Consider the following 16,467-nt stretch of genomic DNA (forward strand, 5'->3'; position numbering starts at 1 on the left):
GAGGTGTCAGATGAGTAGCAATCGTCAAAAACCAGCCGTGCCCAGCACCGCCAAAGTCGACGTACCACAGCAAACTGCGGCGCAGCACGAACTGCCTGATGACCGTTACCCCGGTTCGTTCTTCCGGGTGCCTGGCGTGCCGATGCCCGGCAAAACCACCTGGAGCTTGGCAAAATGATGTTTTTGTCGCCGTCGCGTCCCAGCGTTGCATCAGGACTCTGGCAAGACTGGCGCGACGATGTGGCTTGCGTGTTTGCCCGGGATCCGGCAGCACGCGGCTTACCGGAAGTATTGTTGGCTTACCCCGGTGTGCATGCGGTGTTGCTGCACCGGGTAACGAATCGCTTGTGGCATGCGGACTGGAAATTGACGGCGCGTTTACTGGCGGCTTTCGCCCGCTGGCTGACCAACGTCGATATTCACCCCGGTGCCACCATTGGCAAACGCTTTTTTATCGATCACGGTGCCGGCGTAGTGATCGGCGAAACCGCTGAGATCGGCAACGACGTGACCATGTATCACGGCGTGACGCTGGGCGGCACTACCTGGAACAAGGAAAAACGCCATCCGACGCTAGGCAATAACGTGTTGATCGGTGCGGGTGCCAAGATCCTCGGCGCGATCAATCTGGGCGATAACGTGCGCGTCGGTGCCAACTCGGTGGTGATCAAAGACGTGCCACCTTGCTGCACCGTCATCGGTATTCCCGGTCGAATTATCCAGCAGAAAGGTATAAAAATTCAGGACCCGCGCGGTATCGACCTCGATCACCATTTAGTGCCGGATCCGGTGGGCAAAGCGCTGAGTTGCTTGGTGGACCGTTTGGACGAATTGGAAAACAATCAAAAACGCTTTGTGGTCGCGGAAGAAACCTGCGGCAGCTGCGAAGCGGAAGGTGTCTGCCACGGCGAAGACGTGGTGGTACTGAAGCAAGCAGCAGGTGGCAAGTGATGGAAATGGATCTGTTGCAATTCGACGCCAAGGACTTGTACTACGAGAAAGCCGACAGCCAGGAAGTTGAGGACTTGATCCAATACGCTTCCGAACTGTACGCCACCGGTGAAGCGGAGCTGCCGTTATTACAGGCGTATTTGCGGGCACCGGAATCCTTGAATGTGCTGGTGTCTTTGAATCGGTTTTATTACTACCAGCATCGTTTACCGGAGGCCTTATTGATCTCCGAGCGGGCCTTGAACTTGATCCGGCCCGGCATCGATTTTCCGGAAGATTGGCGGCAGCTGGAAAGAACGCATATCAGCGAGGCGCCAAAGGACTTGCTGACTCGGATCAGGCTATATCTGTTTACGTTGAAATCTATCGGCTTCTTGAATATGCGCTTGGAAAATCTGGAACTGAGCAAGGCGATTTTCGAAAAGTTGGTGTCCTTGGATGACAAAGACAGGATAGGCGCGCAGGGGCTTTTGGAGCTGGTTGTGCGTCGGCAAGAGGCGGCGGAAGGGATTTTTCGCATGCCGCAAGCTTTCGGGTAGGCATCGCCCAACAATTGGATGCCCACGATAAGTGATGTTTGTTGTTCCGCGCTATTAACCTAAAGGTGATCGCCATGATGAAAAAACAAAAATCCGATCCATTTTTGGCCCAAACAGCTGTGATGCTGGTGGTTTTATTAGTGGTGTACGCATTGGGAGAACAACCTGCCAATCTCGATCACCTGATGATGAGGTAATGACGATGAGTTTAGAAGAAGATATGGAAGAGCTGGAAGCTGCGGAAGACTTTCTGCGCTATTTCGAGCTGGAATACGATACCACCGTCGTCCACGTCAATCGGCTGCATATTCTGCAGCGCTTCCACAATTATCTGAGCCAAGCTGGCGATAACATGCCGGAAGACGAAGATGCGCAACGGGAAGTCTACAAAAAGCTGTTGCAGCGTGCTTACAGTGATTTTGTGGACTCCGACGCACAGACCGAAAAAGTATTTAAGGTCTTTAAGATGATGGAACCGCAAACCGTGTTTGTTTCCCTAGCGGATATTAAAACATGATAGACGAACGTTACGACGAAGAGCGCTTTGAATTCGGCGAACGGGTCAGGCTGACGCGCAACGTTCGCAACGATGGCACCTATCCGGGTATGGATGTCGGCGACTTTTTGCTGCGCCGGGGCAGTGTCGGCAATGTCATCGAAGTCGGCACCTTTCTGCAAGACCAAGTGATTTACACCGTGCATTTTTTGGATGCGGGACGCATGGTAGGCTGCCGCGCCGAAGAATTGATCCCGGCTGATGCACCCTGGAATCCAAGCCGCTTCGAGTTTCGCGATCAGGTGGTGTGTACGATAGACATCCCCACCCAGGACGGTAATTACCCGGCCGGCACCCAAGGCGAAATCCTGAAAGTGTTGCGCGACAGCGATCCTTTGCTCTACCACGTGCGTTTTCCGGGTAAAACCATGCAGGTGCCGGAAAGTGTATTGGAGCCGGCGGATCCGGCCACGTTTAAAGAACCGGAGGCATAATGATGAGCCAGACGTCGATAGAGCCTTACACCCTGTTGCGTGCCGCCTTGAGCCTGTTCCAGAAAGCGCCGGCCGAATTGGAGCAACTGCAACTGCGCCAGGTGGAAGTGCAAGCCAAAAACGAATACGAAATCGAAGGCCGAGTCCTGAACTCCGCCGAAGCGACCGGCGTGGTGATTTCCGATACAGAGCTGGACCGCGCTTACAAGGAAGTGCGCGGCCGCTTTGAAGATGAAGACGCCTTTTTAGCGGCATTGAACGCCAACAGCCTGGATGTCGATATGCTGAAAGCGGCTTTGTATCGGCAGTGCAAAGTCGATGCGGTGATGGATAGAGTGGCCGCCCGCGCACCCAAGGTTAACGAGGTGGAAATCGGCATTTTCTACCACTCGCACCCGGAAAAATTCCATAAACCCGAGACGCGCCAGGCCAGACATATCTTGATCAGTATCAATCCGGATTACCCAGACAATACCCGCGAGGCGGCGTGGCGGCGGATTAACGAGATTCTCGGCACCTTGAAACGTAAGCCGCATAAATTTGCCGATTTGGCGCTGAAGTATTCGGAATGCCCGACGGCAGTGCAGGGCGGCGAAGTGGGGACAGTGGCCAAAGGCACCTTGTTTCCGGAGCTGGATGCGGTATTGTTTAATTTGAAAGAAGACGCCATTAGCGATGTGGTGGAAACCGAGATGGGTTTTCATGTGATTCAATGCCTGAAAATCATCCCGGCCGAAACCATGTCGCTGAAAAAAGCGACACCGAAGATTCAGCAGATCATGCAGGATCGTTACCGCAGAAATTGCCAGCGCACGTGGCTGGCCAGTCTGCCCGCAGTCAACAGGAGTGCCTAACATGTTAAAAGAACCCAAACATTGTTCGTTTTGCGGTATCGAAGCGTCGGCGGCCGTGCCGATGATTGCCGGCACGGAAGGCTACATCTGTGAAGCCTGCGTGATGTTGGCCAGCCAGGTGGTATCCAGCTGGGGCAAGAAGAAAGAATTAGCCGATATGCAAGGCCCTTTGCCAAAGCCCGCCGAGATGAAAGCCATGCTGGATCAGTATGTGATCGGCCAGGATTTAGCTAAGGAAATTCTGTCGGTCGCGGTATACAACCACTACAAGCGCTTGAAAAACGTCAGCCGTAAAGTCGGCGGTTTGGGCGAGTCCGACGACAGCGTGGAAATCGGTAAATCCAATATTCTGATGATAGGCCCTTCCGGTACCGGCAAAACCTTGCTGGCTAGCACGCTGGCGAAAATCGTCGGTGTGCCGTTTGCGGTTGCTGACGCCACCACGCTGACCCAGGCCGGTTATGTCGGCGACGACGTGGAAAATATCCTGGTGCGCTTGCTGGATGTGGCCGACGGCCAAATAAGCAAAGCCGAATGGGGTATGGTGTATATCGACGAAGTGGACAAAATTGCCCGCAGCCCGGAACAGGCGTTCGGTACCCGCGATGTGTCCGGCGAAGGCGTGCAGCAAGCCTTGTTGCGGCTGGTCGAGGGCTCGCATGTCAAGGTTCCTTCCAAGGGCCGGCGCAAGGATCACAGCGGTAATGATTCGGTCATGGTGGATACCAGCAATATTCTGTTCATAGCCGGCGGCGCGTTTCCGGGCCTGGAAAAACACGTGGAAAAACGCTTGCTGCCGCCGAAAACCGCTATCGGTTTTCATGCCGAAGTCAGCAACCCGGACGACAAACCGACGCTGGAAGCGATGCTGAATGCCACACAGCCGGACGATTTGAAACGCTTCGGCTTGATCCCGGAATTTATCGGCCGCTTCCCCGTGTTGGCGCCGTTAGAGCCCTTGGATGTGGATGCCTTGATCCAAGTCTTGACCGAACCGAAGAACGCTTTGGTTAAACAATACCAACATCTGTTTGCCTTCGATGATGTGGAGCTGGAATTCACCCAGGATGCCTTGGTGGAAATCGCCGAAAAAGCCATCGCCCGCAACACCGGCGCCCGCGGTTTGCGCGGCATCATGGAGCACGTACTGCGCCGCACCATGTTCGATTTACCCTCCAGACCGGACGTCGAGCGCTGCATCGTCAATGCCGAGGTGATACGCGGCGAAGCCGAAATTGAAGTCGTGCCGCGCGACAAACCCACTGACGGTGACGATTTGAAGCGGTTATCGGGCGGAGAGTGAGTTTGGCGGCCGGGCTGCACAAGCTGAAGCCCGGTCGTTGCATTGAAAAGTTTTAGTTAATCGAGAAACCTACTATGAGCGTTAAAGAAAAAATCTTGCAACAACTTGCCGAAAATCCGGTGATTATTTATATGAAAGGCGTGCCTAGCGCTCCGGAATGCGGGTTTTCCGCGAAGACTGTCGGCATCTTGAACGAAACCAAGATCCCTTACGCTTATGTCAACGTCTTGCAATCGCCGTTCATCCGCGAAAAGCTGCCGTCCATTTCCAAATGGCCCACTTTCCCGCAAGTGTTCATCAAAGGTGAACTGATCGGTGGCGCCGACATTGTCGAGGCCATGTACAAAGAGGGGACTTTGTTGCCGCTGTTGCAAGCGACCGTTCAGCCCGCCGAGAGTGCGGACGCCAGTCAAACCATTACCCATTCCGAAGTGGAAGCCTTGATTCTGGCGGCCTATCCGGGGGCGACCATCGGCATCGAAGGCGCCGGTTGCGATTTGAACATCACCGTGGTCAGCGAATTGTTCGCCGATCAACCCATGATCAAACAACATCAGGGCGTCATGGCTACATTGAGTGCGCCGCTGGCTTCCGGCCGTTTGCATGCCGTCACGCTAAAGACACATACGCCTGAAGCTTGGGCCGCTCAGCAACCGGCGGCAAATCCGGGCTTACTGCAAATTCAAATCTGATCTAGTTAACAAGGAGACAACACTATGGCAAAAGTAGGCATTTTTTTCGGTACCGATACCGGCAACACACGCAAAGTAGCCAAGACCATTGCGACGAAATTGGGCGATGCGGCCGACAAGCCGGTCAATATCAATAAAGCCTCCGTGGACGATTTGTTGGCCTACGACGTCTTGATCGTCGGTTCGCCAACTTACGGCGAAGGTGAACTGCCAGGCATGAGCGCCGGACACGATAACGAGAGCTGGGAAGAATTTCTGCCCACGTTGGCGGGCGCCGATTTCTCCGGCAAAACCGTGGCGATCTACGGTTTGGGCGACCAGGAAGGTTATCCCGGCAATTTCGTCGATGCCTTAGGCTTTTTATATGACGCCTTTGCCGACGCCGGTGCCACCATCGTCGGCATGACCAGCAGCGAAGGTTACACTTTTAAAAAATCCAAAGCCTTGCTGGGCGACCAATTTGTCGGTTTGGCCTTGGACGAAGACAACCAGAAAGAACTGAGCGAAGGCCGGCTCAGCGCTTGGTTGGATTCTATTTCCTCCGCCTGGGCTTGATAGGCTAGCTATGATCGAAGAAGCGGCCGTCGTTACCCGCGTTAGCGATGGCCGTACTTGGATTAAAAGTCTGCAAAGCAATGCCTGCAGCGGCTGTTTGCAACAACAATCCTGCGGCACGGCGACACTGGCAAAAGTGCTCCCCAAGCGCGAATTTCCAGTCGATTGCGACATAAACCTGCAAGCCGGCGACCACGTGATGGTGGCGATAGACGATGGTCAACTGCTGCTCACGTCGCTGTTACTCTATCTGGTGCCGTTGATTTTTATGCTGATCGGGGTGGGCTTGGCCGAAGCCTGGCTACCCGCTCCGTATAACACGGGTTACTTGCCCGAAGTGGCGTTAAGCACATTGCTGACCGGCTTTTGGTTGATAAACCGCTGTCAAAATCTGCTACTGCTCCATCTTTGTTTTAAGCCGCAAATTGTCAAGAAACTCGGCAGCGATTGAGTTTTCGCTGGTTGACGCACTGGTTGTGTAAAGTCAGTCCGCTTCCGTTTGCTTGCGCTACGCCGGCAGACAAAGCTGCCATGTCGGTTTCAGGCGTGTAAACATTTCCATTCCTTTGAGCTCGTGTTGCAAGATTTGCCAACGGGCCAGATCAAACGAGTCCCGATACAAACACGCCACCCAATCCGCCAGCAACACGGCGGCATAGGTTTCTCCATTGTTGCTGTCGCAGGCGGTAAGGCCGGCGCTGTGGTGGTAGCCTGTGATAACGCTAGCCGCGTCGTAGCCCCAGCGATGCAACGCCAGCGCCGCTAGGCCGGCATGAAAGGTCGTTTCCTCGGGCAGATGCGATTCCGCCGCCGAGGCCACCGCATTGAGTGTCGCCGGCAGCTCGGAAAAATGCATGTCGGCAAACAAGGTTTGCACGTGCGCGGCAAGCTCTGGAGTATTTGCCGCATGCCAGAAATTGAAAACCAGGCTTTGCCGTGGCTGAATAGCCTCCGTAACGCCATGGTATGAATCGGCATGCAGCAAAAAGCCAAAGGCTTTGTTGTATTCCGGATTGACACGAAAAACCGCGTCACTCTCCGGTGATGCGAATAACTCCAGCACCCCGCCATGCTCGGGTTGCCATTGCTTATTCAGTTGCACAACCAGCCGGGCAATCTCATAACCCACCAGCGGCCGGTCGCTGTGTCTGCCAATCACTTGTCCAGGCAGCATGCGTTGCGCCGTGACTAACAGACGATTCGTCAGCGGCAATCCGGTAATCTCGCGCATTCTAATGAGTACTTCGGTTTGAAATGCCGCTGGAATGTGCTCGGTAACGTCTCTAAGCGAGCACCGGTAAAACGCCCCATCCCGATGCTGCCACTCGGCATCCAGCAAAAATAAACGCTCAAGCGCCGCGCACTGCTCCCTAGAAAATGCGGAATTGTCGTAAAAAAACGGGAACGGGCTATCGTGGTGGATGGGCTGTGAGAGCAACAGCTAAGCTCCTATTAGAATCAAATTGAGAGGTAGCAATACAACTACAACTGATCATTCCCGCGATTACGCTTCGCTAATCGCGGCTACAAGGGGTGGCTGAGTCGCTAGCTACACTGTGATCTTTTTACATTATTGCTTCGGATAAACCTGTACCCACTCGATGCGCGGGCCGTTCATTTCCTTGACGACGATTTCAAAGTCGTTAAAGGCGATGCGCTCGCCGGCTTCGGGGATGTCGCGCAATTGCGCCAGAATCATGCCGCCCACCGAATCGACATCATCCAGATCCAGTTCTTCGTTTTCCACGTCGATGCCCAGAATCCGTTCCAGGGAGAAAATCGGCAAGCTGCCTTTGCCCAGCAAACTGCCGTCGTCCTGACGGGTCCAGTCGCTTTCGGTTTTCCGAAATTCGTCGCGGATTTCGCCGACCATGGCCGACAGCAAATTGTCCAAGGTGATGAAGCCGTGCGGCTTGTGGCCTTTCTGACCGATGACGGCAAAGTGCGGCGAACCTTGGGTAAAGCGGCGGAATAATTCCAGAGCGGGCATATGCGCGGAGATATGTTGAATCGGCCGTAAATAGGGTTCCAAATCGTCGATTTGCTGGCCGTTTTGTTGCGCCAGGAATAAGTCTTTTAAGTGGATGACGCCCAATACGTCAATGCCGTTGCCATCGAAATACGGGTAGCGGCTGAAGCAGCTTTTATAGACCGTATCCAGCATTTGTTGTTGAGATTGCCCTTGGTACAGCGCGGTGATTTCGTGGATAGGCCGCATTAAATCGGATACTTCCAACTTGCCGAAATCCAGGGCCTTGGCCAGTACATTGCATTCGTCGCTGGTCAGGTTTTCACCGGCCCGGCTGGAGCGCAAAATCAGTTTCAATTCCTCGTTGGAATAGTGGCTGTCTTGATTGTGGCTGTTGCTCAAGCCGGCTATGCGCAACACCAGATTGGCGCTGCCGTTCAACAACCAAATCGCCGGATACATCAACCAATACATCGCATACAGCGGGCCGGCGCTCCATAAACCTATGCCTTCCGGATTGCGGATCGCCAGCGATTTGGGCGCTTGTTCGCCTACCACGATATGCAGAAAGGAGATGGTGCAAAACGCAAAGCCAAACGAGATGTTGTGGATAATTTCCGGAGAGGTGATTTCGGCTTTGGCAAACAGCGGAACTAACAGGTCGGCAAAAGCCGGTTCGCCGATCCAGCCCAAACCCAGGGAGGCGAGGGTAATGCCGAGCTGGCAAGCGGATAAGTAGGCATCGAGTTGCCTGTGTACTTTGGCGAGTATTCTGCCTCGCCAACCTTCGGTTTGTTCAATGGCTTTAATCCGGGTTTGTCGCAATTTAACCAAACTGAACTCGACTGCGACAAAGAAGCCGTTGAGACATACCAGCAGCAAGGCGCAGGCGACCAGGACAAGATTACTCATAGATAAAGCATTGATTACAGCGGAAACAGCATTATACCGGTAATCAGGGTCTTTGCTTGTTACGTGATGCTGCTCAGCTCAGATCGCGCTTAATCGGGCGGACCGGGTAGGCGTTCGACATTGGCGGCCATATGGCTCGGATACAGCGCCGGGCCGAATTGGGTAAAAATGGCCACATCCGCCGCATCGTGGCCGTAAGCGACGATGACCCGGCCGCCGCAAGGCTCGGCTTGGGTGGGATCGAAGGTGTACCAGCGCCCATCCACATAAGCCTCGAACCAGGCGTGAAAATCCATGGGCTGCAAACCGTATAAATAACCGACCACCATTCGCGCCGGAATGCATAAAGCCCGGCACAGGGCGATGCCCAAATGCGCCAGTTCGCGGCAGACGCCTTCGCCGGCCAGATTGGTTTCAACCGCCGAGAGCTGGAAATGCGGTGAATCCGGATTGAAGCGGATATTCTCGCGCAGCCAGCGGTGCACGGTGGCGACTTGGTCATAGCCCGGGATGGCGTCGGCGACGATGTCCTGGGCCAGTTCGATAAACCGGTCGGATTCGCAATAGCGGGTGGGTGTCAAATAGGTCAGCACACTATCCGGCAAATGTTGCACTTCCGTAAACGGTGCGCCGGGGCAGACGTCGATGTGCTCATGGGTGTGAATATCGGCGCTGGTGCGCACGGCAAACTCGCCGGGTGGGGCAATCAGGCGCTGGCAAAGATTACCGTAGTAGTCGGTAAACTCGAAGACCGGCACCGTCGGTGTCAAGGTATACGACTCCCGCGCCACCCATTGATTTGCGCCGCTACGCGGCCGCAGCATCAAAATAAAAGGGGTGTCGATGCTGACATCGAAGGTTATTTCGCAACTCGTGCGCAGCCACATATGAGGGTCCTGGTGTTGATTATCGAAAAATCAGCGTTGATGGCAAGCGCAGCCCGTTAGATGCCGATACCAGCCGCTTAAGCCACTTGGTCTTGCAGGTTAAATCTTGGCTTTGCCTGAGCGGAGAGGCCAGAACGGGATCGACAGCACCAGTATACACAGCAACCACGCGACGAGCTGCTGATTGTAAAACGTATACCCCAGCGCGACCGGCAAACCTTCACTAAAGCCGGGATGCGCTTGGATGAAATCGTAGGCCGCCATAAACTCGTGGGTCTCGCCGATCACTACCGCCAAGGTGCCGGCGCTTAAAAAATAGGCCAGCAAGCGGTCGCGTGGCGTTTGCGAATCCCCGCCGGATAGGCTGTCAAAGCGCAGCATCTGCCGGTAAAAGCGCCGCTGGGCCAGGCATAGGCACACGATCAAACCGCAGACGCCGAGGGCCGGAATCGCGAATTGTTCGACGGGAAAGCTTAGATACCGACCGTTGAACGCCAGGCTGTAAGTTTTGTACAGCGCTAAAATCCCGAAAAATAGATAGGTATTTCTCAAACGATGGGCCAGGGTCGGCGCTACGGATTGCTCGGCTAAAATCGCATAACTGCGTTGCAGCAGCAAAGCGCTCAACACGCCGTTGGCGGCGATAATCAAGAGGGTGTAAGCCTGTTGCCAGAGGCTATAGCTGGTAAACCACGCAAAACTTGCCAGCGTGACCAGACAAACGCTAAATACTTGGGTCAGCGTCAAAAACACAATCTGGCGCGGCCAAGGCAAATGGGCCAATTTTTTAAAGTAGGCCGCAACCATTACCAGCCACAAACCCGTCGCCCAGGCAAAATGCCCTAGCCAGTCCGGATTTTCGTAAACCGGGCCGGTCAGCGGAAACACTGGTTCGCGGTCGATAGTCAGCAAGCCCCAGTTGGCGCCGACCACGCCTTCGTTATGGCTTTTCCAGGGCTGGTTGAAGGCTTCGACGATGTTGTAATCCAAACCGTGCCGGTTTACTACGTCAATCAGGCTGCGGATGAAGCGGGTTTCGTTGACCACGCTGGGCACCGCTCGGCCGCGCTGGCGGCCGGCGGCCGGCCAGCCGGATTCGCCGATTAGAATCGGCTTGTTCAGGCCCATGCTGTGGGCTTTGGCTTCGATTTGTTGGACGATCTTCTCCACATGTCCGGCCGCCTCCTCAATCGCCACCGGCTCGTCTTCCCAATAGGGCAGAATGTGTACGGTAATAAAGTCGACTTCCTGCATCAGTTGCGGATATTTCAAGTATATAGACCAGACATCGGCATACGACACCGGCTGTTTCACCGCCTGTTTAACCTGGCGGATATAGCCGATCAGCGTGTCTACATCCATGTCTTTACGCAGCAGCACTTCGTTACCGACCAGCACTCGTTTGATCACATCCGGATGGGCGTTCACCGCTTCGATCAGCGCGGCGATTTCCTTTTTATTGCTGGCATGCCCATCGCCTAGCCAGCCGCCTTGAATCATTTCCACCCCGTGTTTGCGCGCAAATTCGGGCGTCGGCTGCATGCCGCCGAGGATGGAGTAAGTGCGGATGGTATGGGTTTTATCGGCAATCAAACCCAGGTCGGCGTCGATATGTTCGGGCAATGGAAACTTTTCTTCGATCGGACTGAATCCATCGCGATAAGGGGCGAACGACAAACTGCGCAATTTACCCGAAGGCACATCGACACCGGCGTCCTGGGGGCGATTCAGGCTCCAGGCGATAGCGCCGTGAACGGCAAGGATGAAAATGAGGCAGAAAAACAGATGGGTGGTGCGCATGACTGGGGGATGGTTAAGCTGAGTGAATAAATATGTGGGATTGCCGGGATTATACAGTCTTGGCGCGCGCTAAAAATCAAAGTCGCTGAGTCTGGCGGCGATTCTCGATAAAACTATGTTATCTGCCGGTTATGCCGCAGGTTATTTGCCGCATTCGCGGGCGGCCTGCCACTATGGAGCAAAGCAGGGCAGGACGCCGGGCGAGGCTTGCCGGCAATATTCGCCTTTGGTTCGATAATTGCAAACGCTCTGACGCAGCTATGCGGTAAGGCTTTGGCGGGGTGCCGGCCGGCTGCTGTTTTTGATTGAAGCTTTGGATATTTCCGATACGCATGAGTGCACAGCCAATGACCGATATTTCCGCGTTCTGGACCGAGTCCTTGGCCGATGAGTTATTGCGCTTTTTAACCGGGCGCTTGAAATGCCCGGACATTGCCGCCGAATTAACCCATGACACCTACTTGGGACTGCGGCAAATAGCCGAGAAAACGCCGCCAAATAATGCGCGGGCCATGGCGTTTCGGATTGCGATTAATCTGACCATCGATCATCAGCGCAAAACCATGGTCAGGGACCGTTACGGTGCCGACGAAGATATTGATGCGCTGGTTGACACTCTTCCCGGTAACGCCGCGCCGCCGGAACAGGTGTTGATAGGTCAACAACGTTTGGCCGCGTTGCAGCATGCGCTGGGCGAGTTGCCGCAAGCCTGCCGTACTGTGTTTTTACTGCATGGGGTCGATGGCCTGACCTATACCCAAATCGCCGAACGTTTGGGGATTTCCAAGTCCCAGGTCAATAAGCTGCTGGCCCAAGCCATGGCGCATTGCGCCCGGCAACTGGCCGATTAAACAGCAAGCCCGCATTATTTTTCCGCAACCCACTTCATCCCGATGCCGTTGACTGCCGCCGCTTGCCTTACTTGGTATGATCGCTTTCGCGCCTCGCACGTCTTTATCAATAACAGCCTTGCATAATGGGAGATTGCATGCCAGCGCCGTCCGACAAATCCGCTCACACCAGTCTGCAAGATCAGGCCATCGCCTGGTTGATTTGTCTGCGCGACGACAGATTGGACGATGCGGAACTCGAAGCCTTCGCCGATTGGTTGAGCCGCGACCCCTTGCATGCCCAGGCATTTACCGAGGCTGAAGCTTTGTTCCGCGATATGGTGCTGGCAGGCAGTTTGTCCAGTGCGAGCGAATCGCTGCAACCCGCGTCTCGACACACGGCGGCGGAACAAAATCGTGCCGCTGGCCAGATTATTGACCCAGCCCTATCTATCAGAAGGATTCCGTGTCAGCCGAGCTCGTCGAAGCCCAGACTGGTGACCCCTCCGACAGGCTCAGGGCGAACGTTATTCAAGAGCCAGGCCGATAAACCAGCCAGCCGCCGGCCTTTGGCCAGGCCGCGCCGTACCTGGTTTACGGCCGGGCTGGCCGTCGCGGCGATGTGGCTGTTGGCGATTAGTCTGATCATGCCGCAACAAGCGCGCTTATTTAGCGATTATTTTAGCGACTACCGCACGCAAACCGGTGAAATTCGCGAGATTCAACTCAGCGACGGCAGCCGATTGCTGCTGAACACCAATAGCGCGGTTTCGGTAGCGTTCACCGCCGCGGCCAGACGTATCATCTTGCACCACGGCCAGGTGCAATTTACGGTGGCAAAGGATAGCCGGCGGCCTTTCGACGTAGTGGCCGACGATTTGACGGTCCGCGCCTTGGGCACGGTGTTTGACGTGTATAAAACCGCGACCGGGCCTACCGAGGTGAGCGTCCAGGAGCATGCCGTAGCGGTCAGTACGGCGGATCAGGACAGTGACGTTACCGTCGCCCAGGGGCAGGGCTTGGTCTATCAACCCGGACTGCCGCTGCCGCATCCGCGGGCCGTGGGCGCGGAACAGTCCGCTTGGCGGCAGCATCGCCTAGTGATCAACGATAGACCTTTAGCTGACTTGATCAGCGAGTTGGAGCGCTATCGATTGGGACGGATATTTCTGGCGGATGCCACACTTAAAAATCTGCGGGTAACCGGGGTGTTTTCTCTGGATGCGCCCGATGAGGCGCTGTCCTCGGTGCGTAAAGCGCTGGCGTTGCAAGAAACCCGTATCGGTCCCTGGGTGTTACTGCATCGCTGATTTTTTTAATGCTGCAAGCCACTCAGGGTATTGCGCGCATGCCAAAATCGGTTTGGCTCATATTGGGCGAAAAGCCCAGTCCACAGGCTCAAGCCTTCAACTGCTGTCCCTCATTACCCGCATTCAAGCCAAAGTCGTCCTTCCGCCGGAAACTTCCTCAGTCGCGCAGCGCTGCGATTTTTTCAACGCGGTTTTGCCGGAATAGCGACGATTTTTTGCCAATCAGGAAATTTTTGTGATCGATTTTTGTGCTGAAACGACTTCTATGTTGAGAAACATTATTTTTCGGACAGGACGGATCTTGAAAGCACGGATTAACGATTTTCGCTACCCGCTGGCAGTGGGCGTATGGCATCGGCCAGCCGTATATCTGTGCTATGCGCTGAAAGGCAACCGCGTCGGTGTCGATACCTGGGTGTTGATCGGGCTGGTGGCGGCCGGCGGACAATTGAGCAGCAGCCAGGCGGTCGCTGCGGAAGTGGTTCGCCACTTCAATATCGGCGGCCAGTCCTTGAATAACGCGCTGATTCAATTTGCCGCGCAAGCCGAGTTGGAATTGATTTTTTCAGCGGACATGTTGCGTGAGCTCGCCAGTCCGGAGCTGCGCGGGGACATGTCGGCAGAGCAGGCGTTGACACACTTGCTGCATGGCAGCGGTTTTACCTACCGTTTTATCGATACCGACACGGTGACTTTGGAACGCAGTCCGGCGGCAAAAGAGGTGTCTAGCCTGCCGCCCCCTGTTACCTTGGATGCCATGACTGTCGTGGGCTCGAAAACAGCGGAGGCCGGTGCGGAAATCGCCACCGAGCCGATGCTTGACGAGGCGCGGACCTATGCCGTCAGGCATATTGCCAGCGCTACCGGAACCGACACGCCAATCAAGCAAATCCCGCAGTCGGTGCACGCGCTTAACCGCCCCTTGTTAGACGACCAGCAAACGATCAACCTCAGCGAATCCTTAGTCAATGTTAGCGGCATAGTGGCGCGCAATACGCTCTATAGTCCGGTTATCGAAGGCACATTAATTCGCGGTTTTCGTTCCGAACAACTGCTGGATGGCTTTACCCAGTACTACAACCCCGGTGACCGGGAAAGCACTATTAATATCGAAAGAATCGAGGTGCTGAAGGGTTCCAACGCTTTGCTTTACAGCGGCGGTTCGGGCTCGCCGGTGGGTGGGGTGGTGAATCTGCTTGCCAAATTGCCGCAGGCCAAAGTCTTCGGCGAAGCGGGTTTTAGAATCGGCAGCCACAGCTTTTATCAGCCGTTTTTCGATGTCAATCAACCGCTAAACGCCAATATTTTGTTGCGCATGACGGGCGAATATACCAACGCCAGAGATAACATCGACATAATCGAAACGCAGCGTTTTAACCTTAACCCGGCCCTGACGCTGACCGATAACGACCAAACCCGTTTGACGATCCAAGCCAAACTGTCGCGTTGGCAGCAACCGGAGTACCAGGGCTTGCCCGCCACCGGCAGCATCGCTGGCGATTTTGCTACCCGGCCCGATCTGTTCCCGGGGCCGGCCAATCTGCCCGATAGCCATTCAGATGCCGATGCGGTATGGGCTACGCTGGACCGGCAGCTCACCGGGAGCTGGCGCTTAAACCTGAAGGCGCGCTATGCGCAGGCTAAATTCGACGAGAAAATTCAGACCCTGTTCGGCAGCGATGGCCTGGTCGCGGATCGGCCCTTGCTGTCGGCATCGCGCTGGGCCCTGGTGAACGCCGAATTGTTTCAACAACAGCATGAACGCAGCGTATTGGGCAATTTACAGGGCAATTTCAAGTTGGGTCCTAGCGAAAACAATCTGTTGTTGGGCGCGGACTACAGCCGTTTGCAAGATGCCGGCTTTATCGAGGGCGATTTCGGCGCCTTAGGATTCGGCGTCGGTACGGTCGATCTGCGCGCACCGATATTTGACTCCCCTTATGCCGTACCCGGTCCGGGCCGGGAAAATCAGTTCATCGAAAACCTCACTTACGGCGCTTACCTGCAGTGGCAAAGCACGCTGTACCGGCGTTTGCATTGGCTGTCCGGTCTTAGGCTGGGCAAGGTGGGTATCGATTTTAATAACGCGCAAACCGGGGTAAATGTCACCACGGATACGCTGAAATGGTTGCCGCGCCTCGGCGGCGTGATCGACCTAAACGACGAGGTTTCCTGGTTTATTTCTTATAGCGAGGGCATGCGCGGCCAACCGTTTGTCAATTTCGTCGATACGCCGGCCCCGGAATTGTCGAATCATCTGGAAACCGGTCTGAAATTCAATTTTGCGAATCAATTCAGCGGCCAACTGGCGTTGTACCAAATCGAGCGCAGCCAGGTCGCGGTCACCGACAGCAGCGATTTCCTGCGGCGTTCGGTCGCCGCAGGGCAGCAACGCTCGCGCGGTATCGAAATGGATTTGCTCTGGCAACCGGTCGAGGGCTTCAGCGTGCTGGCAAACTATGCGCATACCGACGCCCGCTTCATGGACGACAAAGCCGGGGTGGCTGCCGGCAATCGCTTGGCTCAAGTTCCGGAAGATGCCGGGCGGCTCTGGGCGCATTACCGCTTTCAGCAAGATGAGTTGCAAGGTTTTAGCTTGGGCTTCGGCGTGTACGCCCGCGCCGGCGCTTATTTATCCAATAACAATCGCTTTAAAACCGCCGGCTACCACAGCTTCGACGCGGCGTTGGCTTACGAAACCGGGCGTTTCCAATGGGCGGCCACGGTCAAAAATCTCAGTGATGAGGATTATTTTCAGCCCTACGGCTATTTCGAGGGCCGGGTAGCGCCGGCAGCCGGCCGCGCCGGGTTTCTAAGTTTTTCAATCAAGTACTGATGCCGTCGTTAACTATTTGCCACAGGAGTTTTTCAGGAG

Annotated in this window: 18 protein-coding genes; 14 read left to right on the forward strand and 4 right to left on the reverse strand. The window is 55.1% G+C overall.

Features of this window, described 5'->3' with window-relative positions; all coding sequences use genetic code 11:
- Nucleotides 1–10 precede the first annotated feature (10 nt).
- The 11 genes from DDY07_RS22830 to DDY07_RS22875 all read left to right on the forward strand — a co-directional run bounded on the left by DDY07_RS22830 (nt 11) and on the right by DDY07_RS22875 (nt 6,335).
- Nucleotides 11–178 (forward strand): hypothetical protein, encoded by a 168-nt coding sequence (locus DDY07_RS22830; RefSeq protein WP_165385990.1) that lies wholly within the window; start codon nt 11–13, stop codon nt 176–178.
- Entirely contained in the window at nt 175–951 is a 777-nt protein-coding gene (cysE, locus tag DDY07_RS22835) for a serine O-acetyltransferase (RefSeq protein ID WP_171697573.1), read from the forward strand. The genes DDY07_RS22830 and cysE overlap by 4 nt, the downstream gene beginning before the upstream one ends.
- Nucleotides 951–1,490: a hypothetical protein gene (locus tag DDY07_RS22840; protein ID WP_084153507.1), complete on the forward strand. Its 540-nt coding sequence runs from the start codon at nt 951–953 to the stop codon at nt 1,488–1,490. Before cysE ends, DDY07_RS22840 begins: the two co-directional genes overlap by 1 nt.
- A 74-nt stretch (nt 1,491–1,564) precedes the next feature.
- Complete coding sequence (locus tag DDY07_RS24365) at nt 1,565–1,687, forward strand: hypothetical protein (protein ID WP_256438917.1); 123 nt, start codon at nt 1,565–1,567, stop codon at nt 1,685–1,687.
- 5 nt (nt 1,688–1,692) lie between these two features.
- Complete coding sequence (gene nifW / locus DDY07_RS22845; RefSeq protein ID WP_033159105.1) at nt 1,693–2,007, forward strand: nitrogenase-stabilizing/protective protein NifW; 315 nt, start codon at nt 1,693–1,695, stop codon at nt 2,005–2,007.
- Nucleotides 2,004–2,480 (forward strand): nitrogen fixation protein NifZ, encoded by a 477-nt coding sequence (locus DDY07_RS22850; protein WP_033159092.1) that lies wholly within the window; start codon nt 2,004–2,006, stop codon nt 2,478–2,480. Before nifW ends, DDY07_RS22850 begins: the two co-directional genes overlap by 4 nt.
- 2 nt (nt 2,481–2,482) lie before the next feature.
- A complete protein-coding gene (gene nifM, locus DDY07_RS22855; protein WP_367650901.1) occupies nt 2,483–3,334 on the forward strand; it encodes a nitrogen fixation protein NifM in 852 nt (283 codons plus the stop codon).
- Nucleotide 3,335: 1 nt separating this feature from the next.
- The gene (clpX, locus tag DDY07_RS22860; protein ID WP_101054171.1) at nt 3,336–4,637 is read left to right on the forward strand and encodes an ATP-dependent Clp protease ATP-binding subunit ClpX; all 1,302 of its coding nucleotides are present in this window, start codon (nt 3,336–3,338) and stop codon (nt 4,635–4,637) included.
- Between the two features lie 74 nt (nt 4,638–4,711).
- Nucleotides 4,712–5,329 carry a Grx4 family monothiol glutaredoxin gene (gene grxD / locus DDY07_RS22865; RefSeq protein ID WP_033159089.1) on the forward strand — a complete coding sequence of 206 codons (618 nt, stop codon included), beginning with the start codon at nt 4,712–4,714 and terminating at the stop codon, nt 5,327–5,329.
- A gap of 24 nt (nt 5,330–5,353) precedes the next feature.
- Nucleotides 5,354–5,884: a flavodoxin gene (locus DDY07_RS22870; protein ID WP_020483339.1), complete on the forward strand. Its 531-nt coding sequence runs from the start codon at nt 5,354–5,356 to the stop codon at nt 5,882–5,884.
- Between the two features lie 10 nt (nt 5,885–5,894).
- Nucleotides 5,895–6,335, forward strand: a complete 441-nt coding sequence (locus tag DDY07_RS22875; protein ID WP_101054168.1) for a SoxR reducing system RseC family protein — start codon at nt 5,895–5,897, stop codon at nt 6,333–6,335.
- Nucleotides 6,336–6,392: 57 nt separating this feature from the next.
- Here the strand turns inward: DDY07_RS22875 and DDY07_RS22880 are convergent, their stop codons facing one another.
- The 4 genes from DDY07_RS22880 to DDY07_RS22895 form a co-directional block, all read right to left on the reverse strand.
- On the reverse strand, nt 6,393–7,322 hold the full coding sequence (locus tag DDY07_RS22880) for a 2OG-Fe(II) oxygenase (protein WP_253734582.1): 930 nt from the start codon (nt 7,320–7,322) through the stop codon (nt 6,393–6,395).
- Nucleotides 7,323–7,454: 132 nt separating this feature from the next.
- Nucleotides 7,455–8,765 (reverse strand): hemolysin family protein, encoded by a 1,311-nt coding sequence (locus DDY07_RS22885; RefSeq protein ID WP_033159087.1) that lies wholly within the window; start codon nt 8,763–8,765, stop codon nt 7,455–7,457.
- A gap of 89 nt (nt 8,766–8,854) precedes the next feature.
- Entirely contained in the window at nt 8,855–9,652 is a 798-nt protein-coding gene (locus tag DDY07_RS22890; protein WP_171697575.1) for a transglutaminase family protein, read from the reverse strand.
- Between the two features lie 99 nt (nt 9,653–9,751).
- The gene (locus DDY07_RS22895; protein WP_171697576.1) at nt 9,752–11,452 is read right to left on the reverse strand and encodes a glycosyl hydrolase family 17 protein; all 1,701 of its coding nucleotides are present in this window, start codon (nt 11,450–11,452) and stop codon (nt 9,752–9,754) included.
- A gap of 332 nt (nt 11,453–11,784) precedes the next feature.
- Between DDY07_RS22895 and DDY07_RS22900 the strand changes: the two genes are divergently transcribed.
- From DDY07_RS22900 to DDY07_RS22910, 3 genes are all read left to right on the forward strand, one after another.
- The gene (locus DDY07_RS22900; RefSeq protein ID WP_171697577.1) at nt 11,785–12,303 is read left to right on the forward strand and encodes a sigma-70 family RNA polymerase sigma factor; all 519 of its coding nucleotides are present in this window, start codon (nt 11,785–11,787) and stop codon (nt 12,301–12,303) included.
- Nucleotides 12,304–12,440: 137 nt separating this feature from the next.
- Nucleotides 12,441–13,592, forward strand: a complete 1,152-nt coding sequence (locus DDY07_RS22905; RefSeq protein ID WP_171697578.1) for a FecR domain-containing protein — start codon at nt 12,441–12,443, stop codon at nt 13,590–13,592.
- Nucleotides 13,593–13,893: 301 nt separating this feature from the next.
- The gene (locus DDY07_RS22910) at nt 13,894–16,428 is read left to right on the forward strand and encodes a TonB-dependent receptor (protein ID WP_253734583.1); all 2,535 of its coding nucleotides are present in this window, start codon (nt 13,894–13,896) and stop codon (nt 16,426–16,428) included.
- Nucleotides 16,429–16,467: the final 39 nt, after the last annotated feature.

The organism is Methylomonas sp. ZR1, assembly GCF_013141865.1.
In the GTDB taxonomy this organism is placed as follows: domain Bacteria; phylum Pseudomonadota; class Gammaproteobacteria; order Methylococcales; family Methylomonadaceae; genus Methylomonas.